General features: G+C 65.8%; 26 protein-coding genes. 3 read left to right on the top strand and 23 right to left on the bottom strand.

Annotated features, from left to right (window positions below; translation table 11 throughout):
- Window positions 1–18: 18 nt before the first annotated feature.
- From L1277_RS10100 to L1277_RS10035, 14 genes are all read right to left on the bottom strand, one after another.
- Window positions 19–243 carry a DUF3046 domain-containing protein gene (locus tag L1277_RS10100; protein ID WP_253376250.1) on the bottom strand — a complete coding sequence of 75 codons (225 nt, stop codon included), beginning with the start codon at window positions 241–243 and terminating at the stop codon, window positions 19–21.
- 97 nt (window positions 244–340) lie between these two features.
- Window positions 341–649: a helix-turn-helix domain-containing protein gene (locus tag L1277_RS10095; protein ID WP_253376249.1), complete on the bottom strand. Its 309-nt coding sequence runs from the start codon at window positions 647–649 to the stop codon at window positions 341–343.
- 181 nt (window positions 650–830) lie between these two features.
- Window positions 831–1,361: a CinA family protein gene (locus L1277_RS10090; protein ID WP_374110206.1), complete on the bottom strand. Its 531-nt coding sequence runs from the start codon at window positions 1,359–1,361 to the stop codon at window positions 831–833.
- A complete protein-coding gene (gene pgsA, locus L1277_RS10085) occupies window positions 1,358–1,963 on the bottom strand; it encodes a CDP-diacylglycerol--glycerol-3-phosphate 3-phosphatidyltransferase (protein ID WP_253376248.1) in 606 nt (201 codons plus the stop codon). The genes L1277_RS10090 and pgsA overlap by 4 nt, the downstream gene beginning before the upstream one ends.
- A 3-nt stretch (window positions 1,964–1,966) precedes the next feature.
- Window positions 1,967–4,789, bottom strand: a complete 2,823-nt coding sequence (locus L1277_RS10080; RefSeq protein ID WP_253376247.1) for a DNA translocase FtsK — start codon at window positions 4,787–4,789, stop codon at window positions 1,967–1,969.
- A gap of 78 nt (window positions 4,790–4,867) precedes the next feature.
- Window positions 4,868–5,359 (bottom strand): GNAT family N-acetyltransferase, encoded by a 492-nt coding sequence (locus tag L1277_RS10075; protein WP_253376246.1) that lies wholly within the window; start codon window positions 5,357–5,359, stop codon window positions 4,868–4,870.
- 57 nt (window positions 5,360–5,416) lie between these two features.
- Window positions 5,417–6,637: an ABC transporter permease gene (locus L1277_RS10070; RefSeq protein ID WP_253376245.1), complete on the bottom strand. Its 1,221-nt coding sequence runs from the start codon at window positions 6,635–6,637 to the stop codon at window positions 5,417–5,419.
- The gene (locus L1277_RS10065) at window positions 6,637–7,398 is read right to left on the bottom strand and encodes an ABC transporter ATP-binding protein (RefSeq protein ID WP_253376244.1); all 762 of its coding nucleotides are present in this window, start codon (window positions 7,396–7,398) and stop codon (window positions 6,637–6,639) included. Before L1277_RS10065 ends, L1277_RS10070 begins: the two co-directional genes overlap by 1 nt.
- Entirely contained in the window at window positions 7,395–8,444 is a 1,050-nt protein-coding gene (locus L1277_RS10060) for an HlyD family efflux transporter periplasmic adaptor subunit (protein ID WP_253376243.1), read from the bottom strand. The genes L1277_RS10065 and L1277_RS10060 overlap by 4 nt, the downstream gene beginning before the upstream one ends.
- A gap of 75 nt (window positions 8,445–8,519) precedes the next feature.
- Entirely contained in the window at window positions 8,520–9,050 is a 531-nt protein-coding gene (locus L1277_RS10055) for a HEAT repeat domain-containing protein (RefSeq protein ID WP_253376242.1), read from the bottom strand.
- A 105-nt stretch (window positions 9,051–9,155) separates the two neighbouring features.
- On the bottom strand, window positions 9,156–10,832 hold the full coding sequence (locus L1277_RS10050) for a ribonuclease J (RefSeq protein WP_253376241.1): 1,677 nt from the start codon (window positions 10,830–10,832) through the stop codon (window positions 9,156–9,158).
- A gap of 23 nt (window positions 10,833–10,855) precedes the next feature.
- Window positions 10,856–11,833 carry a 4-hydroxy-tetrahydrodipicolinate synthase gene (dapA, locus tag L1277_RS10045; protein WP_253376240.1) on the bottom strand — a complete coding sequence of 326 codons (978 nt, stop codon included), beginning with the start codon at window positions 11,831–11,833 and terminating at the stop codon, window positions 10,856–10,858.
- A gap of 127 nt (window positions 11,834–11,960) precedes the next feature.
- The gene (locus L1277_RS10040; protein WP_253376239.1) at window positions 11,961–12,482 is read right to left on the bottom strand and encodes a dihydrofolate reductase; all 522 of its coding nucleotides are present in this window, start codon (window positions 12,480–12,482) and stop codon (window positions 11,961–11,963) included.
- Complete coding sequence (locus L1277_RS10035) at window positions 12,479–13,288, bottom strand: thymidylate synthase (RefSeq protein WP_253376238.1); 810 nt, start codon at window positions 13,286–13,288, stop codon at window positions 12,479–12,481. The genes L1277_RS10040 and L1277_RS10035 overlap by 4 nt, the downstream gene beginning before the upstream one ends.
- Window positions 13,289–13,468: 180 nt before the next feature.
- Between L1277_RS10035 and L1277_RS10030 the strand changes: the two genes are divergently transcribed.
- Together L1277_RS10030 and L1277_RS10025 are read left to right on the top strand one after the other, a co-directional pair.
- The gene (locus L1277_RS10030) at window positions 13,469–13,894 is read left to right on the top strand and encodes an OsmC family peroxiredoxin (protein ID WP_253376237.1); all 426 of its coding nucleotides are present in this window, start codon (window positions 13,469–13,471) and stop codon (window positions 13,892–13,894) included.
- A gap of 9 nt (window positions 13,895–13,903) precedes the next feature.
- The gene (locus tag L1277_RS10025; RefSeq protein WP_253376236.1) at window positions 13,904–14,797 is read left to right on the top strand and encodes a TIGR01777 family oxidoreductase; all 894 of its coding nucleotides are present in this window, start codon (window positions 13,904–13,906) and stop codon (window positions 14,795–14,797) included.
- Window positions 14,798–14,897: 100 nt separating this feature from the next.
- Here L1277_RS10025 and L1277_RS10020 read toward each other — a convergent pair whose 3' ends face one another.
- Both L1277_RS10020 and dapB read right to left on the bottom strand, forming a co-directional pair.
- Window positions 14,898–15,335, bottom strand: coding sequence for a hypothetical protein (locus L1277_RS10020; protein ID WP_253376235.1), 438 nt, complete (start codon window positions 15,333–15,335; stop codon window positions 14,898–14,900).
- Window positions 15,332–16,072, bottom strand: coding sequence for a 4-hydroxy-tetrahydrodipicolinate reductase (gene dapB, locus L1277_RS10015; RefSeq protein WP_253376234.1), 741 nt, complete (start codon window positions 16,070–16,072; stop codon window positions 15,332–15,334). The genes L1277_RS10020 and dapB overlap by 4 nt, the downstream gene beginning before the upstream one ends.
- Window positions 16,073–16,150: 78 nt before the next feature.
- Between dapB and L1277_RS10010 the strand changes: the two genes are divergently transcribed.
- On the top strand, window positions 16,151–16,609 hold the full coding sequence (locus L1277_RS10010) for a GNAT family N-acetyltransferase (protein WP_253376233.1): 459 nt from the start codon (window positions 16,151–16,153) through the stop codon (window positions 16,607–16,609).
- 28 nt (window positions 16,610–16,637) lie between these two features.
- Here L1277_RS10010 and L1277_RS10005 read toward each other — a convergent pair whose 3' ends face one another.
- The 7 genes from L1277_RS10005 to L1277_RS09975 form a co-directional block, all read right to left on the bottom strand.
- The gene (locus tag L1277_RS10005; protein ID WP_253376232.1) at window positions 16,638–17,240 is read right to left on the bottom strand and encodes a histidine phosphatase family protein; all 603 of its coding nucleotides are present in this window, start codon (window positions 17,238–17,240) and stop codon (window positions 16,638–16,640) included.
- Window positions 17,237–18,631: a pitrilysin family protein gene (locus L1277_RS10000; protein WP_253376231.1), complete on the bottom strand. Its 1,395-nt coding sequence runs from the start codon at window positions 18,629–18,631 to the stop codon at window positions 17,237–17,239. The genes L1277_RS10005 and L1277_RS10000 overlap by 4 nt, the downstream gene beginning before the upstream one ends.
- Window positions 18,632–18,695: 64 nt before the next feature.
- A complete protein-coding gene (locus tag L1277_RS09995; RefSeq protein ID WP_253376230.1) occupies window positions 18,696–19,784 on the bottom strand; it encodes an aldo/keto reductase in 1,089 nt (362 codons plus the stop codon).
- A 145-nt stretch (window positions 19,785–19,929) separates the two neighbouring features.
- Window positions 19,930–20,772, bottom strand: a complete 843-nt coding sequence (locus tag L1277_RS09990; RefSeq protein WP_253376229.1) for a CoA ester lyase — start codon at window positions 20,770–20,772, stop codon at window positions 19,930–19,932.
- The gene (locus L1277_RS09985) at window positions 20,751–21,254 is read right to left on the bottom strand and encodes a MaoC family dehydratase (RefSeq protein ID WP_253376228.1); all 504 of its coding nucleotides are present in this window, start codon (window positions 21,252–21,254) and stop codon (window positions 20,751–20,753) included. Before L1277_RS09985 ends, L1277_RS09990 begins: the two co-directional genes overlap by 22 nt.
- A gap of 9 nt (window positions 21,255–21,263) precedes the next feature.
- Window positions 21,264–22,430, bottom strand: coding sequence for an acyl-CoA dehydrogenase family protein (locus L1277_RS09980; protein ID WP_253376227.1), 1,167 nt, complete (start codon window positions 22,428–22,430; stop codon window positions 21,264–21,266).
- The gene (locus tag L1277_RS09975) at window positions 22,427–24,535 is read right to left on the bottom strand and encodes a biotin carboxylase N-terminal domain-containing protein (protein WP_253376226.1); all 2,109 of its coding nucleotides are present in this window, start codon (window positions 24,533–24,535) and stop codon (window positions 22,427–22,429) included. Before L1277_RS09975 ends, L1277_RS09980 begins: the two co-directional genes overlap by 4 nt.
- Window positions 24,536–24,540 lie beyond the last annotated feature (5 nt).

The raw sequence follows: 24,540 nt of genomic DNA, 5'->3' as shown, positions 1-24,540 counted from the left end.
GAAGACAGCTCCGGGTCGTCAGTCCTGCGGAGGTCGGACTCCGACGCCATGCCAGCGTTCGTGCGGCACGTCGGATTCCTTGCAGAGCGCAAGCCAGACCGCCCGCGGCTGGACACCAGCGGCAAGCGCTTCGTCCGCGGTCCGGCCGCCGAGCTCGCGGAGCACCAGGTCGTGCGCCAGTACGCGACCGTAGGCGCCGCCGAACTCGGTGGTTAAGGCAAGTTTGAACTCGCTGAGTTTCACTGTGGTTTCTTACTGTGAGAGGGAAATGCGGGCCGACGTCGAATGCCCCGACCCGCTTTCGCGGCCCGGGGCATTCGAGGAGTACGGGAAACTCTGGTCAGCGGGCGACCAGGTCTGCGTCGAGTTCGGCGACGAACTCGTCGGGAACCGTGTCGGGAATCGGGGCGATGCCCTCGATGACCGCGAGGCGGTCTCCGACTTCGCGCATGATGACCGAAATTGGAGTGTCCAGAGCTTCAGCAACCGAGGCGAGGATTTCGCTCGATGCTTCCTTCTGTCCGCGTTCTACCTCACTGAGGTAGCCGAGTGCCACGCTTGCCTTGCTTGCAACCTGGCGAAGAGTCCGCCCTTTTTGCAGCCGGAAGTCGCGAAGCACATCACCGATTTCCTGACGTACAAGAATCATGGGACCCCTCCTTATCTGCCGGTCAGTCTCACCGCTGGTAAGCCTGTGGTTGGATAACATTACTACACCCATCCGTGGGAAAAACCCTACTGTCACGAACTGACTTTTTCTTGTGAATACGTAGGGTGTAACCGGGTAGTAACACCCCGTATTCCCGCCGAAATGACCGGACCGACTGCCGTCATCCTGCCGAGGACGAATCGGCGAGTCGGGCGACGTCAGCGATCAGGTCAACCGCCGCACGCACCGTGCCGGTTCGGATGGCCATGCGGTCGCCCGAGAGCCGGAGCTCAATGGCGCGTTCACCCGCCGCTGACGACACACCGACGAAGACGGTACCGGGCTGCTTGCCCCCCTGAGGATCCGGACCGGCCACGCCGGTCGTAGCGACGCCGATGTCGGCTTCCCGCCCGTCGACAGCCAGGGCGCGGCGAACGCCTGCCGCCATTTGACGAGCGACGTCGGGATCGACCGGTCCATGTGTGGCGAGCAGGTCGGCGTCAACCCCGAGGACATTGTGTTTGAGCTCGGTGGCGTAGGCAACAACCCCGCCCAGGACGACGGCCGATGCACCGGCAGGCCGGATGAGCTCGGCAGCCAACAACCCTCCCGTCAGCGACTCGGCAACCGCGACCGTCAGGCCAGCGGCCGCAAGCTCGGCGATCAGGGTCGCCGTGACGTCAGAGCCCTCCGTGGATGCTGCATCCGTCACCGTGACCGCCTGGCTTTGACTTCCGTCAGGATGTAGTCGATGCCACTTGCGATCGTGAGCGCAACAGCCACGGTCATGGTGACCCCATTGACCCAGAAGACCCACTCGCCGAGAAGAACATCAAACGGCAGGAGCGCGAGCGAGATCGCAATGGCCTGGGCGACGGTCTTGAGCTTTCCCATCCACGCGGCCGCGACGACATGATCGGTGACCACCATCATGCGGTGGACAGTGATACCGACCTCGCGTACCAGGACCACGATGGTCACCCACCACGGCAACTCCGCGAGAATCGACAGGGCGACGAGCGCTCCTCCCGTCAGCACCTTGTCGGCGATCGGGTCGAGCAGCTTGCCGAGATCGGTGATGAGCCCATGCTTGCGCGCGATAGCGCCGTCCACCCAGTCCGTTGCGATTGCCACAATAAAGAGGACAGCAGCAGCCCACCGCAACCCACTGTCGTGCCCAGCGTCCGCCAGCAGCATCCAGATGAAGACCGGCGCGAGCAGGATACGGATGACCGTGATGGCGTTGGGAAGGTTGAGATTCGCGGAACGGGCATGACCGGCTGATCCATTCGTCGGTGCGCCCGAAAGGGCCATGGACTAGTCCTTACCTGTCAGTTGCCAGGCGTCCTCGTCCGAGTCGCCGTCAACGACATCGTACCCATCAAACTGGGCCTCCACCGGGTCACCGGCATAGGGTTCACTCGTTGCTCCGGTTGCAGGAGGCACATCCTCGCCGCGGAGCTTCGCGAGCAGACCCGGCAGCTGTTCGGCCGTGACCAGCACGTCCCTGGCCTTTGAACCTTCGCTGGGGCCGACGATCTCGCGGGACTCCATGAGGTCCATGAGGCGACCAGCCTTCGCGAAGCCCACTCGAAGTTTGCGCTGCAGCATCGAGGTCGACCCGAACTGTGTGCCGACCACGAGCTCTGCGGCTGCGAGCAGGAGATCGAGGTCGTCTCCGATGTCGGCGTCCACTTCCTTCTTCTCGACAACGGCTGCGACGTCCTTGCGATATTCAGGACGGGCCTGCTGCGTGACGTGCTTGACCACCTTTTCGATCTCGGCTTCGGAGACCCACGCGCCCTGCACGCGGATTGCCTTGTTCGTTCCCATCGGAAGGAACAAGCCGTCACCCTGGCCGATCAGTTTGTCAGCGCCCGGCTGGTCGAGGATGACTCGGGAGTCGGTCACGCTTGTCACGGCGAAGGCGAGTCGAGACGGGACGTTGGCCTTGATGAGGCCGGTGACCACATCGACCGACGGACGCTGGGTCGCGAGGACGAGGTGGATTCCGGATGCACGCGCCAACTGGGTGATGCGCACGATCGAGTCTTCGACATCACGCGGGGCGACCATCATGAGGTCGGCGAGCTCATCAACCACGACGAGGAGGTATGGGTACGGCTTGAGCACACGTTCGCTGCCGGCGGGGAGCACAATCTCTCCGGCGACGACGGCCTTGTTGAAATCGTCGATGTGCCGGAACCCGAAGCTGGCAAGGTCGTCGTACCTCATGTCCATCTCCTTCACCACCCACTGCAGCGCCTCCGCTGCCTTCTTGGGGTTGGTGATGATGGGCGTGATGAGGTGGGGCACTCCGGCATACGAGGTGAGCTCAACTCGCTTCGGGTCAATGAGCACCATGCGCACGTCGCTCGGCTTCGCCCGCATGAGCAGGCTCGTGATCATGGAGTTCACGAAGCTTGACTTACCGGAACCGGTCGAACCGGCGACGAGAAGGTGCGGCATCTTGGCCAGGTTGGCGACGACGAAACCACCACCGACGTCCTTTCCGACGCCGATGGTCATCGGGTGCACGCTCTTCGTCGCGTTGCCCGACCGAAGCACGTCGCCGAGTGTCACGATCTCGCGGTCGGTATTGGGGATTTCCACACCGATCGCGCTCTTGCCCGGGATGGGCGCGAGGATGCGGACCTCGTTGGACGCCACCGCGTATGCGATGTTGTTGGTAAGTGCCGTGATCCGTTCAACCTTCACGCCAGGACCCAGTTCAATCTCGTACTGGGTCACTGTCGGACCCCGGGAGAACCCGGTGACCTTGGCGTCGACCTTGAACTGCTCGAGGACGCTCGTCACCGCTGCGACGATTTCGTCGTTCGCCGCTGAGCGGGTCTTGGCCGGGTCACCGGCACCGAGTGTCGATGCCGCTGGCAGGCGATATGGAGCGGGAGGCGGCGTGGGCCGGGCCATGCGTGGAGCGTCGTCGGTCTCGTCGAGCAGTCCGAGGCCCTCCATTCCGGGGAGCACCTCGGTCTGGTCGGATGGGCCGTCGTCGTGAAGCCCTGACGAGGAGTTGCCTGCGGGCTGGACACCGGCTAGAGCGGCTTCGGCTCGGGACAGGTTGCCGATGACTTCGGTCATTGCGTCGTCCTGGTCGAGCGGGTTGCCGAACATGTCGACGTTCTCGACAACGGGCGGCGGGCTTTCGATAGCTGAGTCGAACTCCCCCTGGCCCCGCTTGGCCTTCAGGCCGAGCAGCTCGGTGACGTCGGCTGACTCTGACTCGAACGCAGGGTCAACCTCACGCTGACTCTTGTTGCGCCGCCACCACGGCAGCGACTCGTCATCGGTGCCGTCGTCGACACCGTCGATGCCCTCGAGCTCGACCTGCTTGGTCCTTTCGACCTTCGCGGCTTCGCGTTCTTCGGTCGTCGGCAGTTCGGTTCCGAACGTCCACGCATACAGCTGGCGGAACCGTTCAGGAATCTTGTTCGGCGGTGTCTTCGTGATGATGAAGAGGCTGAGCAGGGCGAGCAGGCTGAGCACAATACCGGAACCGATGGGCGTGATGAGTGCAACGAGTGGGGCACCGATGATCCAGCCGACGAGTCCGCCAGCCCTGGCCAGGGCTGGCATTCCTTCGCTCGGGCTGGGCTGCCCGGCGAAGGTGTGGCAGAGCCCGGAGATCGCGACGAGCGCGAGGATGAGGCCGATTCCGATGCGTCCGTTGTCGTGAACGCTCGACGGGTGCCGGAACAGCCAAATGGCGAGGACCACCATGATGACGGGAAGGGCGAAGGCCAGCCTCCCGAAGATGCCGCCGAAGGTAAATGCCGTGAGGTTCTGCGCCACGACGTCGTTGACGCCGAACCACTCGACGACCATCCCCACGATGGCGAGGAGGAACAGGACGAACGGAACGCCGTCACGGCGCTGGTCCTTCTCGAAACGCTCAGGGCCAAAGGCACGAGCCGCGCCGCCGACGAGATGTGCGAGGCCCATCCACATTTTGACGAACGCATTCTCCGTGCTCGCGGCGGGGTAGGCGACGGTTTTCGCGGTCGCCGGAGCTGACTGCTTCGCGGTCGACGCTTTTGTGGGCGTTTTGCGCGTGTTTGTTGTGGTTGAGCGCGCCGACGTACTCCGGCCGCCGCTGGAGGATTTATTCGTCGTAGCCATGCGTTCAACGGTATCTGGCCCCGCCGACGTTGGGTGTATTGACGCGGGAGTGCCCGGTTTCGCGACCGCTGGCGAAGCTCAGCCGAGCAGCCGCACCATCACGAGCGAGTTCTCTCGACGGTGGACGGGAACAAAGTCTTCGGCGGCGTACAGCCTGGCCGCGAAATTGGCACGATCGACGGTCAAACTGATCCGGGTGAACCCGTGCTGCCTGGCCTGCACGAGCACCCCTCGAAGCAACTCACGCCCGACGCCCTGCGCACGCCAGACGCCGACAACACCCAGGGTCAGTTCGGGCACACCGGGCGCGACGAAGCCGAGGCCGGGACTGTGCTCGGGAAAAAGTCGATACCAGCAGGCTCCGATCGGGGTTCCTGCCGCGTCGAGGGCGATCATCCCGCCGTCCCCCGGTCGTTTCCAGCCCTCGATGTACCGGAAGGCGGCGGGGTCGGCGAGGGCGTCGACCCGCGCGACCGACCGGGTCGACGCCCAGTTGAGCGCTTCGACGAGCATCGAGCCGAGGAACCGCGCATCTGTCCGCCGCGCCTTACGAAGCCGGAGGGAATTCATAGAACGGATGTTATGGCATCCGTCACACAAAAATGACCATTCCTCACCGAACTCGCGTCAATACCGGATCGCGTCGATCACCTTGACTCTCACAGCGATGATGGCGGGAATGAGCCCAGCCAGCGCGCCGACAACCGTCGCGACCACCAGGCCGAAGACGGCCGCTGACGCGGGGAACGGCGGGACGTCGCTGATTCCGCCGAAACTGACCAGCTCGGACACCATCGGGCTCTGCACCAGCAGCACCGCGAGGATCACACCAACAATGCCGGCGACGACGGTTGCAACAACGCTTTCCATCATCACCGCAAAGAACACCCGACCGCTTGTCGCACCGAAGCTCCGGCGGATGCCGATCTCTCGGATTCGCTGCCGTACGGTGACCAGCGCAATGTTGACGAGGCTCAGTGCGCCGAGCAGCAGAATGATGCCGCCGATCACCATGGTGATGACCCGGAGGATCGTCGTGGGGTCGTCCATTTGTGCGCCCCAGTCGCTTCGGTCGACGCTGACGAATCCCTGCGCGCCGACCGCACCGGAGAGTTCGGCCTGGATGCGGGTCTGCAGTTCCCGGGCCAGGTCGGGCGGCACCCACATTTCGTATTGCGGCATCGAGCCTGCGGCCTGCACGGGGTCGAGGAGCGATTCGAAGTGGCCGGTGAGCATGAACATCGACGGCCAGGTATCCCAGCTGCTGGTGCCGTAGACGCCGATGATGACCGCTTTCGCCCCGCCGAGGCCGTCGATGGTGACGGTGGGGTGAGTGGCGAGGTCGGGTGAGCCGAGACTCTCCCAGAAGGGCGTGTTGATCACAACAACCGGCGCGAGCCGCGCACTGTCGCCGGGCTGGAACCAGGACCCTTCGACCATCCGGGTGCGGTGCATTTCGCCGTACGGCTGGTCGACGACCGTCATCCCTGCCTCCTGCACGCTGTCGGGGAACTGCACCCGGGACGAGCCCCAGAACACGCGGGAGGCGTAGGAGATCTCATAGCGGTCGAGGACGTCGAACCAGGCCTGGGTGGCCTGCTGCCGACCCGTCGCCGTGCTGTCGGAGGGCTGCATGGACATCGTGAGCGTCGCCGCGCGGCCACCGGCGCTGTCAGCCTGTTCGATCGTCGCCTGCTGGGCGATCGCGGACATTGCGACAGCTCCGCTGAGTGCGCACACGGCCACAGCCACTCCGATAAGGGACAGCAGGACGCGTCCCTTATGGATGCGCACCTCCTGCCAAGCTTCGGCACACGCGCCGACGACGCCAGCCAGGAAACCGCCCATCAGAGAACCGCCACCGCGTCGTCGGCGACCGGGCCGTCGGTCACTGGTTCATCGGCTCTGCCGGCGTTACGCGCGGCGCCCTCCGCCACGGTGAGCACTCCGCGGTCGAGCCGGAAGTGTCGATCACTGCGGGCCGCGATAGCCGGGTCATGGGTGATTGTGACGAGCGCAGCATTTTCTTCACGGACGATCTCGTCAAGGAGCGTCATGACGCTCTGTCCGGTCTCGACGTCGAGGGCACCGGTCGGCTCGTCGGCGAGGATGAGCTTCGGCTGGCGGACCAGGGCACGTGCGATTGCGACACGCTGCTGCTCGCCGCCGGAGAGACTTCCGGGCAGCGCACTGAGCCGGTGTCCAAGTCCCACGCGGTCAAGGATGTCGGCGGCGATTCGTTCACGGCCCCAGAAACGAGGACCACGGGCGTAGAGCAGCGGCATCGTCACGTTCTCGAGGGCAGTGCGACCGTCCAGCAGGTTGAACTGCTGGAAGATGAATCCGACGTTGCTGCCGCGCACCCGGTCTCGGCGACCGGGTTTCATGGCTGGAACCGATTCGCCCTCGAAACTGAGCTCCCCCGTCGTGGGGAGGTCCAGCATCCCGAGCAGGTTGAGGAGCGTGGACTTGCCGGAGCCGGAACGCCCGACGATGCTGACCCGCTCCCCCGGCTCCACCCGCAGGCTCACTCCGTCGAGGATCGTGAGCGGGTCGGCGTCAGGAATGAGGACGGTGCGCGTGACAGCCGTCAGTTCGATGAGACTCAACCGACGGCGCTCTCGTCGCAGTAGACGGAGCCGTCGGGCTGCTCGATGCAGTTCTCGTCGGCCGGATCGGTTGCATCCACGACAGGCACGAACTCCAACACCTCGTCACCCTCGGCGATGCCCTCGGTGATCTGCACCCGGGTGCCATCGTTGAGCCCGAGCGAGACAGCCCGCTCCTCGCTGGCGCCGTCAGTGTTGACCACCCACACGGTCCCGGTTGCGGCGTTGCCCTTCACTGCCGTTATCGGCAGCGTGAGGGCGTCATCGACACTTCCTCCAGCGAGGGTGAGTTTTGCCGTCAAACCGGCGAAGACGCGAATATCAGCCGGGACAGCACAGCGCACCGTCGCTCCGCTTGCACCGGTCGCTGGTGCGCTGCCCGGATCAGCCACCGGGGCCTCAGTTCCGGCGAGCGGACTGGAAATGGTCAGGCCGGTGCAGGTGAACGCGCCGGGTCCCCCGATTACCTCCACCTGTCCGTCAGCCGGCTGTTCTACGAGTTTGAACTGGTCCTCCGGGCGAATGGGGCCCGTGACGCTGAAGGTCGGCGGCGCAACGGTCGCGACCACATCGCCCACAGCGACGATCTGTCCGACGAGGACCGGCACGCTCGACACCACACCGGAAACAGGAGCGGTCACGGCCGCGGTCTTGTATTTCGGTTTCGGTTGCGTCATAGTGACGTTGCCATCGGCATCCGTCGTCGCGACCGGTTCCTGGGGAATTTCTTGCCGAACCGTGCCGAGGGCGTCGCCCGCATTGACGGCTTGCCCCTCTGCGACGGATACGGCACTGATCTCGCCGGCCAGCGTTGCCTTCCCCGGCGAGGCGGGGTCGGCACTGACCGAACCGTCGACAACTACGGTTGTTGCGATGGATCCGAGAGTGACCTCGGTGACCGGCTCGGTGATCGAGCCGGTCGGAACCGCGGGGTCAGCCTCGGCGGATGCGTCGGGAAAGAACGCCACCTTCACGAGTGCGACAGCGATGATGGCGAAAATCGCTATACGGAGAATCGGAAAAATCCACTTGCGCCAGACACCCATATTGATCCCCCATCGACTCGGTCCTGCTTGAGCTTAGGGATGGGTGACGTAGCTGTACATCATCCTCGAGGATGATTACGACGACAGGCGCGTCCTCAGCGCAGCAAGCGACTCACCGGCCGCGCGCCGAACGTCTTTCTGTGGGTCGCGCAGGAGACGCTCGATCGTCTCTTCACTCGCGGCCCTGCCCATCTCCGCCAGCGCGCGAGCAGCGGCAGCACGCACCCGCGGGTTCTCGTCGGTTGTCAGGCGGGCGATCTGCGACTCGTCGCCAATGCGGCGCTCGGCGACGACCTTGAGGCACATCTCGCGGACGCGCCAGGCCCGGTTGGTTGTTCCGCGAAGCACGGCGGGTTCGGCGGAGTCGTTCCAGACGTGCAGGAGAGCGCGTGCTCCCCAGAGCTCGGGCCAATAGAGGGCTGGAGCGCCGTCGAGGACACCCTGGGCATGGCGACCGCCGACGTAGAGCAGCACGTCGTCGCCTTCGTTGCGGCCGTCGAGGAGCCCGGTGACTTTCGTGACGAATGAGGCCTCGCCGAAGCGGGCCACCGCGAGGTCGATGCGGGCGCCGAGGGGTTCGTCGATGGGGATGTCTGTGTTTGTCATATCGCCCCCAACGCTACCCTCCCCACGCTCCGTGCATCGAAAAATGCCCGGCCTGCCAGCTTCTGTTTCCAGAAAGCCTGCAGACCGGGCATCATGTTCGGTCGACTACGCCTCGATGACGAGCGGCACGATCATCGGCCGGCGACGGTACGAGGTGTTCACCCAGCGGCCAACCGTACGACGGACGATCTGCGACAGGGCGTGCGAGTCACGCACGCCGTTGCGTGCGGCTTCGGCCAGCGCCTGCTCGATCTTCGGCTTGACGCTGTCGAAGACCTTGTCGTCTTCGGCGAAGCCCTTGGCGTGGATCTCCGGTCCGACGATGACCTTGCCGGTCTGCGCCTCGACAACGACGATGATCGAGATGAAGCCTTCTTCACCGAGGATGCGTCGGTCCTTGAGGTCAGCGTCGGTGATTTCGCCGACGCTGGAGCCGTCGACGTAGACGAAGCCCAGGTCGAGCTGGCCGACCACGTCCACCTCTCCGTTGCGCATGTCGAGGACGGTTCCGTCTTCGGCGAGGAAGGTGTTTTCTTCCGGAACACCGGTGTCGATGGCCAGGTCAGCGTTTGCGACCAGGTGACGGTACTCGCCGTGGACCGGGAGCACGTTCTTGGGCTGGATGATGTTGTAGCAGTAGAGCAGTTCGCCGGCGGCGGCGTGTCCAGAGACGTGCACCTTGGCGTTGCCCTTGTGCACGACGTTGGCACCGAGCTTGGTGAGGCCGTCGATCACGCGGTAGATGGCGTTCTCGTTGCCGGGGATCTGGCTCGACGCGAGAATGACGGTGTCGCCGTCGCCCACCTCGATGGCGTGGTCCATGTTGGCCATGCGGCTGAGCACAGCCATCGGCTCACCCTGGGACCCGGTCGACATGTAGACGATCTTGTCGTCGGGAATGTCCTTGGCCTTCTTGTACTCGATGAGCACGTTCTCGGGCACCTTGAGGTAGCCGAGCTCAGCGGCGATCGTCATGTTGCGCACCATCGAGCGGCCGAGGAATGCGACGCGACGTCCATTCGCGTGGGCCGCGTCGAGCACCTGCTGCACGCGGTGCACGTGGCTCGAGAAGCTCGCGATAATGACGCGGCGTGGAGCACGGGCGATGACCTGGTCGAGGACCGGGCCGATGGAGCGCTCGAGCGGGGTGAATCCGGGCACGTCGGCGTTGGTGGAGTCGACGAGGAAAAGGTCGACGCCTTCCTTGCCGAGGCGAGCGAACTCGCGCAGGTCGGTGAGCCGGCCGTCGAGCGGCAGCTGGTCCATCTTGAAGTCGCCGGTGGCGAGTACGGTTCCGGCCTCGGTCTTGATCGCGACGGCCAGAGCGTCAGGGATCGAGTGGTTGACGGCAACAAACTCAAGGTCGAATGGGCCGAGCTGTTCCTTCTGCCCTTCCTTGACGGTGAGGCTGTACGGCTTGATCCGGTGTTCCTTGAGCTTCGCCTCAACGAGGGCGAGGGTCAGGCCAGAGCCGATCAGCGGAATGTCGTTGCGCAGGCGGAGAAGGTACGGCACTCCGCCGATGTGGTCTTCGTGACCGTGGGTCAGCATGACGCCGACAACGTCATCGAGTCGATCCTTGATCGGGCTGAAGTCCGGCAGGATCAGGTCGACACCGGGCTGCTCGACCTCGGGGAAGAGAACGCCGCAGTCGACGATGAGGATCTTGCCGTTGATCTCGAAATAGGTCATGTTGCGACCAATTTCGCCGAGTCCCCCGATGGGGATGATGCGCAGTGTGCCTCGGTCGAGCTTCGGCGGGTCGTAAACGGATGTGGGCATATGCCCTCCTTGCGATAAGTGCGTCAGCGCGTGGTGCCGTGCACCTGTGGCAGAGCGCCACCGGCTGCCGCGTTGCGGTCTGGACGGAAGTTGGAGAAGTCCACTCCCGGAATGTTCTTGACGAGGGCGATTTCGTCCTCGATTTGCGCCGCTTCCCACTCTTCGGGGCCGACGAGCGGCAGGCGAACGCGCGGGCTGGAGATACGCCCGAGTCCGTGCAGGATGTACTTGGCCGCAACCGTGCCTGGCACGTGGGTCATGACAGCGCGCACGAGCGGCTCAAGCTGCATGTGCGCTGCGGTTGCGGTGGCCAGGTCGCCGGCGTTCACGGCGTCGACCATCTGTCGGTACGGCGTCGCGGCGATGTTCGCGGTCACCCCGATGAGGCCGGCCGCTCCGATCGCCATGTGCGGAAGCGCGTTCGCGTCGTCGCCCGAGAAGTAGAGCAGGTCGGTCTGGTTGAGCACACGGCTGACCTCGGAGAAGTCGCCCTTAGCGTCCTTCACCGCGAGGATGTTCGGGTGCTTGGCCGCACGCAGGATGGTCTCGTACTTAATCGGAACGCCGGTACGACCGGGAATGTCGTACAGGATCACCGGAAGGTCAGTGGCATCCGCGATCATTCGGAAATGGGTGAGAATGCCCGCCTGGGTGGGCTTGTTGTAGTACGGCGTGACGATCATGACGCCGTCGGCGCCGGCCTTCTCGCTCTGGCGGTAGAGGTCGATGGCGTGCGCGGTCTCGTTCGAGCCACCGCCGGTGATGATCTTGGCGCGACCGTTCGACACGCTCTTGCCGACCTCGACGAGCCGCAGCTTCTCCGGGTCGGTGAGTGTCGAGGTCTCCCCCGTCGTTCCGGTGACGACGATGCCATCCGCTCCGGCCGTGATGACATCGTCGATGTGCTTCTCGACACCCGGCCAGTCGACTTCACCGTCAGCGGTGAAGGGGGTGACGAGCGCTACGAGGACCTGACCGAAGGGATTCACGACGTTAGACACGAGTTCAAGGCTACCGGGTGTCAGAGCTCACGCGCCCCACCGGGTCGGTTCGAATGACCAGTGACCGGTCGTTTTCATGATTTGTGAAACGGATGCTGCGGGGCAGCCGGCCAGCGGCGAACGATCGCTACGCGCTGCGTTCGTATCGCACGAACCGGTAGTCGGTGCCGGTGCGTGAGGTGCGCCAGCCGTCATCGGGGTCCCGATTCACCGCTCGCCAGTTCGACGGGATCGCGGGAGCGAAGGTGTCTCCGGCAATCGACGCCCGAATCTCAGTGACCTCGAGCCGGTCGGCGCGATCGAGCACGGCAGCGAAGATCTCGGCGCCGCCGATCACCCAGACCCACGGGGACCCGGCACCCTGCGCCGGGCCGCCAGCCAGCTCCAGCGCGTCCTCGAGCGAGTGCGCGACCTCGATGCCGTCCGCGGCCCAGTCCCGCTGCCGGGTGACCACGATGTTGCGTCGTCCGTCGAGCGGCCGGAACCGTTCGGGCAGCGAGTCCCAGGTCTTCCGTCCCATCACCACGGCACTGCCGAGTGTGACGGCCTTGAAGTGGGCGAGGTCCTCGGGAATGTGCCACGGCATGACGCCGTCGCGGCCGATGACGTGCCCCTCGGCCTCGGCCCAGACCAGTCCGATGCGGGTCATACCGCGACGGCACCGCGGATCGCGGGGTGGTGCACGTAGTTCTCGATCACCAGATCGTCGTACTCGTAGTCGAAAATACTGTCGCGGTCCTGCGCGATCCGCAGCTGGGGCAGGGCATAGGCGTCGCGACTCAACTGCTCGGTGACCTGGTCGATGTGGTTGTCGTAAATGTGGCAGTCCCCGCCCGTCCAGACAAAATCACCGACCTCCAGCCCGGTCTGGGCAGCGACAAGATGGGTGAGGAGGGCGTAGCTCGCGATGTTGAACGGAACACCGAGGAAGAGGTCGGCGCTGCGCTGGTAGAGCTGGCAGGACAGCTTGCCGTCGGCCACGTAGAACTGGAACAGGGCGTGGCACGGCGCCAGCGCCATGCTCGGAATGTCGGCGGGGTTCCACGCCGACACGATAAGCCGCCGGGAATCGGGAGTCGTGCGGATGGCCTCGATGACCTCGCTGATCTGGTCGATGGTGTCACCGCCCGGGGTTGGCCACGACCGCCACTGCACGCCGTAGACCGGCCCGAGCTCGCCCTCAGCGTCTGCCCACTCGTCCCAGATCGAGACGCCATGTTCGCGCAACCAGCCGACGTTGCTGTCGCCGCGGAGGAACCAGAGCAGCTCATAGGCGATCGACTTGAAGTGCACGCGCTTCGTGGTGATCAGCGGGAAACCCTGGGACAGGTCATAACGCAACTGGCGCCCGAACACGCTGCGAGTTCCGGTGCCGGTGCGGTCCCCCTTCTGCGTGCCGTTGTCGAGGGTGTCTCGCAAAAGGTCTTCGTACGGGGTGGGGGACGTCGCAACCATGCCTCAACGCTAACGCACCGGGTGGAGAGCGAAGCGGCATCCGTTCATAAAGGCGGGGCTGGAATACCCCGCCCTCTCACGAATCGACGAGCGCCCGCAAGCAGGTGACGGGCGGGGGCCGAGCGGTTAGGCTCGGGACACGCGGCGACCCTGCCGCACTCAACTCGTGTGGAGGATGCCATGGCTGTGACCAGCGAAGCAACAACTGTGTGGAACGGGACCCTGTTTGAGGGCTCGGGAACCGTGTCACTTGATTCGTCGAAGGCCGCCAGCCTGCCGGTCAACTGGAAGGCGCGAGCGGAGGGGTCGGAGAGTGTGACCACTCCTGAGGAACTTCTCGGCGCAGCGCACGCCGCCTGCTTCACCATGCAGTTCTCGAACATGCTCACCGAGGCCGGATCACCGCCCGAGAACATCCAGACGACGGCAGCCGTGACCTTCCAGCCCGGTACCGGCATCACCGGCAGCCACCTGCTCGTCAGCGCGACGGTTCCTGGTATCAGTGAGGACGACTTCGAGCGCATCGCCAACGAGGCCAAGGCCACCTGCCCGGTGTCACAGGCCCTCGCGGGGATCCAGCTGACCATCGAAGCCAGCCTCGCCTGATCGCGACGCATGCGCATCGTCATCGCGGGAGCGTCGGGGCTCATCGGCCACGCACTGACGGCCGAGCTCGCTCTCCGCGGTCATCGCGTTGTGCGACTCGTTCGCCGACCGGCGCGCTCACCCGATGAGCTGAGCTGGGACCCAGCGTCACGTCGGCTCGATCCTCGAGCCGTCAGCGGGGCGGATGCTGTCATCAACCTCTCAGGGGCATCGATCGGTCGATTGCCGTGGTCGCGTCGCTACCGCCGCGCCATTCTGTCGTCTCGAATCGACGCAACGTCGACGCTCGTGTCTGCGATTCGCGGTGCGGACCTCACGCCACCGGTGTTCCTCAGCGCATCGGCTGCGGGCTACTACGGTTCGCGCCCGGGCGAGGTGCTCACCGAGTCCAGCGCCCGCGGCACGGGTTTTCTCAGTGATGTGACGGCCCAGTGGGAGACAGACGCGTTGCGGGTGAGTGACATCACCCGGGTGGTGACGATGCGCAGCGGCATCGTGCTCGCGGTGGACGGGGTGCTGAAACCGCTGCTGCTGCTCACCCGGCTGGGAGTGTCTGGTCCGCTCGGCGGCGGAGCACAGTACTGGCCGTGGGTGAGCCTCGACGATGAGGTCGCCGCGATCGTGCACCTGCTCGACTCGTCGATCGACGGGCCCGTGAACATCACGGGCCCGACACCGGCGACGGCCACGACGCTCATGCGGCACCTGGCGAAACGACTCAAGCGCCCGTTCTGGCTGCCGGCCCCCGCGTTCGCCCTCCGACTGCTGCTCGCCGATGCGGCGAAAGACCTCTTGCTCGTTGACGCTCAGCCGCGGCCCGAGCGCCTGCTCGCCGACGGCTTCGTGTTTCGGCACGAGACTGTCGAGTCGGCTGTGGACGCGGCTTTGGAGCGGGCCCGCTGAGCCGATGTGCTGGTGGCGGGTGCAACCGACCTGAAACGACCCTTATCGACGCCTCGACAGAGTTGAACCCGGCGGTGTATTCGGCGACGCCAGGCCCGCGTCAGCGGCCGTAGAGGTGGATGGCCTCGCGAATGGCTGACCGTGCACGCTTACGGTCGCCCGCGCCGTCGTAGACGAGCCCGAGTCGGTACCACGCCTTCCAGTCGGTCGGCGTGGCCTCAACCTCGGCCTGGTACCGCGGGAAAACGCCGTCGACGGCGTCGCGCTCGAGCTTGCCACTCGGACGGGTGGGCAGTTCGTCGTCGGGGAGTTCATTGCCGGCCTCGAGCAATCGGCCCAGCTTCTCTGCCTTCACACCGAAGAGAATCTCGCGAACGAGCGCCCAGATCCCGATGACGGGCAGCACGAGAAGGGTCACGCCAATGGCGACGGCAACGGGCTCACCGGTTCCGAGAAAGAGCACGGCGCGCTGGCCGACGAGCACGAGGTACAGCGCCAGGAGTGCCGCCAGGATTCCGACGCTGATGCGAGTGGTCATGCGCGAGCGATCCCCAGGTCCATGATGTTCTCAAGCCCGACGGTGAGCCCGGTCGCGGTGCGAGCAGCGTCGAGTGCGAGCCGGATGCCCTGTTCGTACGAACTCGGGTCGAGCGTGTTGTGGCTGATGGTCAGTGTCTCCCCCGCGCCACCGAAGATGACGTCCTGACGCGCCACGAGGCCGTTCAACCGAAGGCTGTGAATGGGGATGCTCGACACCTGCTGGCCTCGAGCACGCTGGTCAACGTGCGGAGCGACGACAGGTCCGAGGCCCGCACGTGCCTCCCCCATCAGCTCAGCCGTGCGTACCGCCGTCCCGCTCGGCGAATCCACCTTGGATGCACGGTGTCCTTCAATGATTTCGATCGAGTCAAAAAAGCGCGCGGCGATCGTGGCGAGGGTTGTGCCGAGCACCGAGCCCAGGGAGAAGTTGGGAATGATGATGACGCCGTTGTCGCTCCCGCTGAGCTGCGTGCGCAACGCGACGAGGCGGTCGGCGGACCAGCCCGATGTGCCGACCAGGACGCGGATGCCCTGTTCGAGAGCGTGCGCAACGACCTTCGCGCTTACGGCAGGCGACGTGACGTCGACGACGAGGTCGGAGCCGTTCATCTCGTCCAGGGAACTCCGCGAGGTCAGTCGGGCGCTCACGTCAAAGTCGTCAGACTCGTCGATCAGCCGGCAGAACAGTTGCCCCATTTTGCCGCTCGCGCCGACGACAGCCACTCTCGTTACCATGCTGCCAATCTATCAAGCCCACCGCAGCACGCCTCCCGTTGCGCCGAGAACCGCCCGCGACATCCGTAAACTGTTGCGGTGCTTACGTTTGCCAGCGTCCCCGTAACCGATCCCGTCGCCACCGAACTTCTCACCGAGTACTTCACAGCCCGCGAGATGGGTTTCGTCGGCGGCGACTACGTCGTCAACTTCCCCGTCCCCGAGCGGTTCGTTCCCCCGGTCGGGGATTTCCTCATCGCGTCCGACGACGGATCAGCGGTCGGTTGCGGCGGCATCCGCTCGCTGTCGCCGACCCGGTTTGAGGTCAAGCACCTGTACCTCCGCCCGGTGACCCGGGGTCGCGGGTGGGGCAAACTGTTGCTCGCCGAACTGGAATCCCGCGCCGCTGCGCTCGGCGCAACCGAGGTCGTGCTCGACACGAACGCAACCCTCGAGGCGGCAGGCGGCTTGTACCGAGTCTCTGGCTACTCGTCGATCGAGCCGTACAACGACAATCCCAACGCCACGAACTGGTACTGGAAGGCCCTCGCCTCCTAGGCGACGTCGCCGATCAGCCCGTGCCCGATCACACCGGCAGCGGTTCGGGCAACCCGGTGCGCAACTCGACAGGCAGGTGGCCCAGGTCGTTGTGGGTCAGCAGCGTCCATGGCCGGCCCGGCTTCCGCTGGATGATGGTGAGGCCGCAGTGCGCCTGGTCGAGCGTCATCCACCGCCATTCGGGAGCACCGAGAACCTCGCGCACAAACCAGGCGATGACGAAGTTGTGTGTGATCAACAGGTCATGCCGATCACCTTTGCGTGGGGCCAGGAATTCGGCGACAGCATCCGCCATCTGGGCCGTTCCGGCCTCAACCTCAGCCTCCGTCACCGACCCGAAGAACGGCTCGTAGGCCGACGGGGTCTCCGGCAACTTGCCGGTCGGAACACAGTCGAAGAGCAGCGCACTCGGTTCGGGGTCGATCGCGGGAAGCCGCTCGTGAATGATGCGCGCCGTCTCAGCCGCTCGCTGCAACGGCGAGTGGAACGTCCCCGTGATGGGCAGCCCACCGATGCGTTCGGCCAGGTGTTCGGCTTGCCGGCGGCCCCGAGCCGACAGCGGCCCGTCAGGCATTCCGTGCTCGGCGTCCTGCTGCTCGCCGTGGCGAACAAGGTAGATGTATTGACTCATGCGGACTCCTTCAGGTCCTCACCGAAGCCTGCGAACACGTCGTCATCGACGGCTCCGACAGCGGAGAGGGACAGTGGTTGGTTGAGCAGGTCGCGCGCGAGCTGGCGCACGTCCCGAGCGGTGACGAGGAACAAGCGACGCAGGTTCTCGTCGAGATCGATGAATTCACCGAGCGTGATTTCGGCGCGGCCGAGCCGCGACATCCGGGTATCCGACTCCTCGAGGGCCAGGGCACTTGCCCCGGACAGCTGGCCATGGGCCCGGCGCATCTCCTCGTCGGTGACGCCGTCAGCGGCGAGCCGTCGCAATTCACCGAGCATCAGGTCGGCAACCTGGCGTGCCTTCGCGGCCGAGCAGGCGCCGTACATGCCAAACAGCCCGGCATCGGAGTAGGACGCGCCAAACGAATACACCGAGTAGGCAAGCCCGCGCTTCTCGCGGATCTCCTGGAACAGCCGCGACGACATGCCACCACCGAGAATCGAGCTCAGCACGCTCATCGTCAAACGTCGATCATCGGATGCCGTCAGCCCCGGCATGCCCACGAGCAGATGAACCTGTTCGATCGGGCGCGGAACAACGACGAGTGCAGATCGTCGCGTGATCGTCGATGCGGTCAGCGCACGGCGTTCGACCGGTCGCGCCGGAACGGTCAGATCCCAGCCAGCGTCGACGAGGGCAGCGGTGACGCGGGCAACGAGATCATCGTGGTCGACAGCCCCGGCCGCGGTGATCACGAGATCCTGCGGCCGGTAGTTCGCGCGGTAGTGCTCGAGGACGGAGTCCCGGCTCACCCGGCGGATCGCCTCAGGCGTTCCGCCGATCGGTCGACCAAGCTCGTGGTCGCCGAGGACCGCCGCGAACAGGTTCTCACTCGCCACGTCGGCGGGGTCGTCTTCAGCCATGGCGAGCTCTTCGAGGATGACGCCACGCTCGTTCTCAAATTCGGTCGGGTCCAGTTTCGACGATGTCACCATGTCGGTGAGCGTGTCGATGGCCATGCCGACGTCGCTGTCGCGCACCTTGGCGTAGTAGCACGTGTGTTCCTTGGCGGTGAGCGCGTTGTGCTCGCCGCCGACCGAATCGAAGGCGATCGCAATGTCGAACGCGGTTCGCTTGTCTGTGCCCTTGAACAACAGGTGCTCGAGGAAGTGGGTCGAGCCGAAGCCGGACTCGCCAGCGGCGTCATCCGTCGTCGAGAGCGCGCCCGGTCGTTCGTCGCGGGATCCGACAGCGACCCAGTAACCGAGCGTTGCGCTGCGGGCGCCAGGCACCTGCTCGGAGAGGATGCGTACTCCGCTCGGAAGCACACTGCGGCGAACGAGAGCTCCCCCGGATGCGGCAAAGGACAGCTCGGCAACATCGAGCGGAAGGGCAACGGAACCGGTCATCACCCTCAACACTACGACAGGTGACGCTCGGCCGAACGCGCCAGAGGTGGGGGCTTGCGCGATGCTAAGCGCGCGTGGCGCGTTCGAGCTCGACGACCTGGCTGCGCGTCAGCCGCAGCGCCGGTGCCTGCACGAGCGCGTCGATCTGCTCGGGCCGCGAGGCACTCGCGACGGGAGCGGTGACACCGGAGCGGGTGAGCAGCCAGGCCAGGGCAACCGCCGCGACCGGGGCGTCTTGTTCCTGGGCGACGAGGTCGAGCGCGTGGAGGACGCGCAGGCCCGTGCGGTTGAGGTGCCGGGACACCCGCACGCTGCGCGCGGAGTCGTCGAGGTCGGAACGGCTGCGGTACTTGCCGGTGAGGAACCCGTTCTCGAGGCCGAAGTACGGCATGACGCCGAGGCCCTGGCCGCGGGACACGAGCTCGAGGTCTCCCTCGAACGCCCGGCGGTGAAGCAGGCTGTAGTGGGTCTCAAGCGCTTCGAATCGCGGGTAGCCGGCAGCGCTGAGGATGCGCGCTTCCACGAGGCGCTCGGCAGCAAAGTTCGAGGCACCCAGGTAGCGCACCTTGCCGGTCTCAATGAGCCACTGTGCCGTTCCGAGGCTGTCTTCGAGCGGAACCGACCGGTCGTCGAGGTGAAAGTAGAGCAGGTCGATGTGGTCGGTCTGCAGTCGTTCGAGGCTCGCCTCGACCGCGCGCACCATGCTGACCGGCCCGAGGCCCGGGTTGTCGGGGTGAGTGCCGACCTTGGTGGCGATGACCATGTCGTCGCGGTTGCCTCGGCGCGCCATCCAGTTGCCGATGATGTGCTCGCTGCGGCCGGCCGAGTAGCTGTCGGCCGTGTCGACGAAGTTGCCGCCGAACTCGTAGTAGCGGTTGAGGATCGCGGCGCTCGCGTCGGACTGCGCGGTCCAGCCGAACACGCTGGTGCCGAGGGCGAGCGGGAACACCTCGAGGTCGGTTTGACCGACCGTGCGGCGAAGCGTGGTGCCGATGCCGCCGGTGGACCCTAGCACCGGAATCGGTGCCGACGGGTGCTCGGTGCGTTCGGGGGTGGGTGAAACCGACGGAGTGGGGCGTTCACCGGTGTCGGAACCCGCACTCGAATCGGTGGGCATTTCTGCCGTGAACAACCGGGGCGTCAAGCGTGCCATTGGGCTACCCCGATTCCTGTGTTCTCCCGGGTTTTACGGGGCTCCCCTGCCCTCTACCCTGCCTCCGAGGATAGGTCAGTCCACCGACATCCCCGGACCATTCGGAGGCCATTCGACGGAATACAAGGTAACGATTTGGCAACGGTCATTTTTCGACGGTTTTTCGACTCCATTCCAGGGTCATTCGGGCCTGTCGAAGGGCTGGTTCGTCGACCATCTGGCCCCGAAACCGAAAGGCACCGGCCGCGGATTCCGCCGCGGCCAGCAGAGCCGTCGCCGCCTCGGTCTGCGCCGTCGTTGGCCGGTACCCGGTGCGAATCGTGGCCACCTGGCTGGGATGGATGCAGGCGGTCGCGCGGAATCCGCTTGCGACAGCATCCGTCACCTCAACCCGCAGACCATCGAGGTCGGCGATATCGAGAAACACCGAGTCGATGGCCGCGATTCCGGCAGCGCCCGCCGCGAGAAGCACCCGCGAGCGGGCGTGTCTGGCGACATCGCGGTAACTGCCGTCGTCGCGTCGGCTGGAGGTACCGCCGAGCGACGCCACCAGGTCTTCAGCGCCCCACATCAGCGCGGCAACCGCATCGAGCCGCGCGAGTTCCGGCGCGGCCAACACCCCGGCTGCGGTCTCGCACAGCGCGATCACGCGGTATCGGCCACCGAGCGCCGCCACGTCTGCCTCGCTCTCGGCCTTGGGCAGCATTACCCAGCGGTAGTCGGTGCGATTGAGCGCGTCGAGGTCGGCCACACCGTCGTCCGTCGACGCGGGGTTCACCCGAACGATGGTTCGAGAAGGGTCGAGCGGATGTGACGTGAGCGCGTCGCGTGCCGCCGATTTGTCTGCAGGACGTACGGCGTCCTCGAGATCGAGGATGACAGCATCCGCTCGCTCGCTCGCTTTTTCGAATCGGTCCGGACGATCTGCGGGGCAGAACAGCAGGGACGGGCCGAGGTCGAAGTCGCTCACGATGACGTGTCCCGGCATTTCACGAGGACCGAGCGCACCGCGGTGGCCACGATGATTCCGTCCTGGTTGCGGCCGGTGTGTTCGAGCGTGACGATGCCTTGGCCGGGGCGCGACGCCGAGAGTCGCTTGGCGGTGACCACCGTCTCGGAGTAGAGCGTGTCGCCGTGGTACAGCGGGTGCGGGAAGACCACCGACTCAAAGCCGAGGTTGGCCACGATCGTACCCTGGGTGAGCTGGCCGACCGAGGCGCCGACCATCGTGGCCAGGGTGAACATCGAGTTGACGAGCCGCTGGCCGAACTCCTGCCGCTCGGACCAGGCCCGGTCGAGGTGAAGGGCCTGGCTGTTCATGGTCAGCGTGGTGAAGAACACGTTGTCGGCCTCGGTCACCGTGCGGCCGGGGCGGTGCAGGTACCGCGCCGAGGTGTCGAACTCTTCGAAGTAGAGTCCGCGCTGTTCAACCGGAGTGAGCTCCGAGGGATCGGGAGTGTCGCTGGGCATCGTTTCCTCCTAAGCCGGGAAGCCGAGTTCGCGCGCGATGATCATGAGTTGCACTTCGCTCGTGCCCTCGCCGATCTCCAGGATCTTGGAGTCGCGGTAGTGCCGCGCCACCGTATTCTCGTTGAGGAAACCGTAGCCACCCCAGATCTGGGCGGCGTCGCGGGCGTTGTCCATGGCCGCTTCGCTTCCGATCAGTTTGGCGATCGACGCTTCCTTCTTGAACGGTTTGCCTGCCTGCAGTTTCGACGCTGCCGCGTAGTAGGCCATCCGGGCGCTCATCGCCCGCGCCTCCATGCGCGCAATCTTGAAGGCGATGTACTGGTTCGAGCCGATGCTGCGCCCGAACACGTTGCGCTTCTTCGCGTAGGCCACAGCCTCGTCAACACAGCCCTGCGCCGCTCCCGCGCACAGCGCGGCAAATGCCACTCGCCCCTCGTCGAGGATCGTGAGGAAGTTGGCGTAGCCACGGCCGCGTTCCCCGAGCAGGTTGGCCTCGGGCACACGCACGTTCTCGAGCCGGAGCGGGTGAGTGTCCGAGGTGTGCCAGCCCACCTTGTCGTAGGCCGGTTCAACCGTGAACCCGTCGATCGGTGTCGGGACGAGGATCGTCGACAGTTCTTTCTTGATGCTGCCGTCTGCCCGGGTGCTCTCCCCGGTCACGGCCGTGATGGTGACCAGCCGGGTGATTGGAGTGCCCGAGTTGGTGATGAATTGCTTCGACCCGTGAATGACCCACTGCCCGTCCTCAACGTGCGCGTTCGTGAGTGTCGCGCCAGCGTCGGACCCGGCCTCCGCCTCGGTGAGCCCGAATCCGGCGAGCGCCTCCCCCCTCGCCAACATCGGCAGAAACTCCTCGCGCTGCGCGTCGGTGCCGAACCGGTACACCGGCATGGCACCCAGGCCCACTCCTGCCTCGAGCGTCACCGCAATGGACTGGTCCACCCGGGCCAGCTGCTCAACCGCGAGGCACAGCGACAGGTAGTCGCGCCCTGAGCCGCCATACTCGACCGGAAAGGGTAAGCCGAACAGCCCGAGTTTCCCCATCTGGGCGATGATCTCCATCGGCAGGCGGCGCTGGGTGTCGTACTCGTACGCGGCCGGGGCGACCACCGATGTGGCGAATTCGCGCACCTCGTCGACAACTTTCTGGTGCTCTTCGGTCAGTTCGATGTTCATGCGGCGTCTCCTTCGACGGGCGGGATAGCGGGCGGTTCAGTGTCAGCGGGTTCGGTGTCATCGGGTTCAGTGTCCTCGGGTGCAGTGTCCTCAGCGTCAGCCTCACCCGGGCTCAGCGTCGCGACGACCTGGTCGAGCTTCACGAGGTCGCCAGGCGCCACCGAGACCGATACGGTTCCGCTCACAGTGGCGAGGAGTTTGTGTTCCATCTTCATGGCCTCGACCACCACGACCGTGGCTCCCGCCTCCACGACCGAGCCGGTCTCGACCGGAACCGCGATCACGGTCCCTGGCATCGGTGCGCGCACCTCGGGAGTTGCTGCGGCACCCGGCCGCGCGAGCGCCGCCAGTCGCGAGGCGAGCCGTTCGGCCCGCGAGGGAAGGAGCAGCTCCCAGCTGAACCCGTCACGCCTCACCCACACGCCGGCGGGAGTGCGCAGAAGTGACAGCATCCGTGTCTTCGACCGCCACGTGAACGCCCACCGCACGTCATCGAGTCGCCGCAGCGTTGCGGTGTGCGCCTCGCCCCCATTCACCCGAACGGATGCCTCGGCACCACTGAAGAGGACACTCACCGTGGCCGTTCGCCCGTCGTCGATGGTGAAGGTGTACTCGCTCGGGCGCGGGTCACCCAGTCGCCACCCGTCGAGGCGTCCCCATGCCGAGCCGGCCGCAGGTGCCGAGCGCTCGGCGTGGACACAGAGGGCAGCGGCGGCGAGAAGCTCATCGTCGGGCCGAGCGAAGCTCAGCGACGAGACCCGGCGGTCGATGAGCGAGGTGTCGAGGTCGCCCGATTGCACCTCAGGCTCGGCGAGCAGCAGCCGCAGGTACTCGATGTTCGTCCGCACACCGAAGATCGTGGTCTCGGCGAGCGCCCGGTCGAGCCGGCCCAGCGCCTCGGCCCGGGTCGCGCCCCACGCGATCACCTTCGCCAGCATCGGGTCGTACGAGGCGCCGATTTCACTGCCGACCGCGAGACCGCTGTCGACCCGGATCCCCGTACCGGTCGGCTCGACGAGCGCGAGCACCCGCCCCGTGCTGGGCAGGAACCCGCGTTCGGGGTTCTCGGCGTAGACCCGGGCCTCGACGGCGTGACCGGAGAGGGTAACGTCGCCCTGGCTGACCCTCAGCGGCTCCCCAGCCGCGATGCGCACTTGCTCGGCTACGAGGTCAACCCCGGTCACGAGCTCGGTCACCGGATGCTCGACCTGCAGCCTCGTGTTCATCTCCATGAAGAAGAACTCGTCAGGCGCCTGGGCAGAAACGAGGAACTCGACAGTTCCGGCCCCGACGTATCCGACACTCTCGGCCACCCGACAGGCGGCCGCGCCAATGCGTGCGCGGGTATCGGCGTCGAGCAGCGGCGACGGCGCCTCCTCGATCACCTTCTGGTGTCTGCGCTGGAGTGAACACTCGCGCTCGCCGAGGGAGAGCACGGTCCCGTGGGTATCGGCGAGCAGTTGCACCTCGATGTGCCGCGGTTCGGTGATGAGTCGCTCGAGAAAGAGCGTGTCATCGCCGAACGCCGCCGCCGCCACCCGGCGTGCGGTGGCGAGGGCGTCCCGAAGCCCGGCGGCCTCCCGCACGATCTCCATGCCCTTTCCGCCTCCGCCGGCACTGGGCTTGATCAGCAGCGGATACCCGACCCGCTCGGCCGACTCCACGAGCTCGTCGTCGCTGAGGCCGGGCCGCGAGTCCCCCGGGATCACCGGCACCCCGCTCGCCGCCACGTGGTTCTTCGACCGAATCTTGTCTCCCATGACCTCGAGCGCCGTCACACCAGGACCGATGAACACGATCCCGGCGTCGGCGCAGGCCCGGGCAAACTCCGCGTTCTCGGAGAGGAAGCCGTACCCCGGGTGAATGGCCGTCGCTCCCGCCTGCCGGGCCGCGGCGATCACCGCCTCGATGGAGAGGTAGCTGTCACGGGCTGGCGCGGGTCCGAGGCGAACGGCGCTGTCGGCATCCGTCACATGTTTGGCATTCCGATCGGCGTCACTGTAAACGGCAATCGAGCGGATGCCGAGGGTATTCAGGGTGCGGATCACGCGGCAGGCGATCTCGCCGCGGTTCGCGACGAGCACAGAGTCGAACAGCTGGGGCATCGTTC

Origin of the sequence: Okibacterium sp. HSC-33S16 (assembly GCF_024171565.1) — a bacterium.
GTDB lineage: Bacteria > Actinomycetota > Actinomycetes > Actinomycetales > Microbacteriaceae > Mycetocola_A.
This window is presented reverse-complemented; position numbering and strand designations above follow the sequence as displayed.

Excerpts from the sequence above, each read along its gene's own strand:
- L1277_RS10095 (WP_253376249.1), bottom strand. The coding sequence starts at position 649 with ATGATTCTTGTACGTCAGGAAATCGGTGATGTGCTTCGCGACTTCCGG.
- pgsA (WP_253376248.1), bottom strand. The coding sequence starts at position 1,963 with ATGGCCCTTTCGGGCGCACCGACGAATGGATCAGCCGGTCATGCCCGT.
- L1277_RS10080 (WP_253376247.1), bottom strand. The coding sequence starts at position 4,789 with ATGGCTACGACGAATAAATCCTCCAGCGGCGGCCGGAGTACGTCGGCG.
- L1277_RS10075 (WP_253376246.1), bottom strand. The coding sequence starts at position 5,359 with ATGAATTCCCTCCGGCTTCGTAAGGCGCGGCGGACAGATGCGCGGTTC.
- L1277_RS10070 (WP_253376245.1), bottom strand. The coding sequence starts at position 6,637 with ATGGGCGGTTTCCTGGCTGGCGTCGTCGGCGCGTGTGCCGAAGCTTGG.
- L1277_RS10060 (WP_253376243.1), bottom strand. The coding sequence starts at position 8,444 with ATGGGTGTCTGGCGCAAGTGGATTTTTCCGATTCTCCGTATAGCGATT.
- L1277_RS10055 (WP_253376242.1), bottom strand. The coding sequence starts at position 9,050 with ATGACAAACACAGACATCCCCATCGACGAACCCCTCGGCGCCCGCATC.
- L1277_RS10050 (WP_253376241.1), bottom strand. The coding sequence starts at position 10,832 with ATGCCCACATCCGTTTACGACCCGCCGAAGCTCGACCGAGGCACACTG.
- L1277_RS10040 (WP_253376239.1), bottom strand. The coding sequence starts at position 12,482 with ATGACCCGCATCGGACTGGTCTGGGCCGAGGCCGAGGGGCACGTCATC.
- L1277_RS10035 (WP_253376238.1), bottom strand. The coding sequence starts at position 13,288 with ATGGTTGCGACGTCCCCCACCCCGTACGAAGACCTTTTGCGAGACACC.
- L1277_RS10030 (WP_253376237.1), top strand. The coding sequence starts at position 13,469 with ATGGCTGTGACCAGCGAAGCAACAACTGTGTGGAACGGGACCCTGTTT.
- L1277_RS10025 (WP_253376236.1), top strand. The coding sequence starts at position 13,904 with ATGCGCATCGTCATCGCGGGAGCGTCGGGGCTCATCGGCCACGCACTG.
- L1277_RS10020 (WP_253376235.1), bottom strand. The coding sequence starts at position 15,335 with ATGACCACTCGCATCAGCGTCGGAATCCTGGCGGCACTCCTGGCGCTG.
- dapB (WP_253376234.1), bottom strand. The coding sequence starts at position 16,072 with ATGGTAACGAGAGTGGCTGTCGTCGGCGCGAGCGGCAAAATGGGGCAA.
- L1277_RS10005 (WP_253376232.1), bottom strand. The coding sequence starts at position 17,240 with ATGAGTCAATACATCTACCTTGTTCGCCACGGCGAGCAGCAGGACGCC.
- L1277_RS10000 (WP_253376231.1), bottom strand. The coding sequence starts at position 18,631 with ATGACCGGTTCCGTTGCCCTTCCGCTCGATGTTGCCGAGCTGTCCTTT.
- L1277_RS09995 (WP_253376230.1), bottom strand. The coding sequence starts at position 19,784 with ATGGCACGCTTGACGCCCCGGTTGTTCACGGCAGAAATGCCCACCGAT.
- L1277_RS09990 (WP_253376229.1), bottom strand. The coding sequence starts at position 20,772 with ATGCCGGGACACGTCATCGTGAGCGACTTCGACCTCGGCCCGTCCCTG.
- L1277_RS09985 (WP_253376228.1), bottom strand. The coding sequence starts at position 21,254 with ATGCCCAGCGACACTCCCGATCCCTCGGAGCTCACTCCGGTTGAACAG.
- L1277_RS09980 (WP_253376227.1), bottom strand. The coding sequence starts at position 22,430 with ATGAACATCGAACTGACCGAAGAGCACCAGAAAGTTGTCGACGAGGTG.
- L1277_RS09975 (WP_253376226.1), bottom strand. The coding sequence starts at position 24,535 with ATGCCCCAGCTGTTCGACTCTGTGCTCGTCGCGAACCGCGGCGAGATC.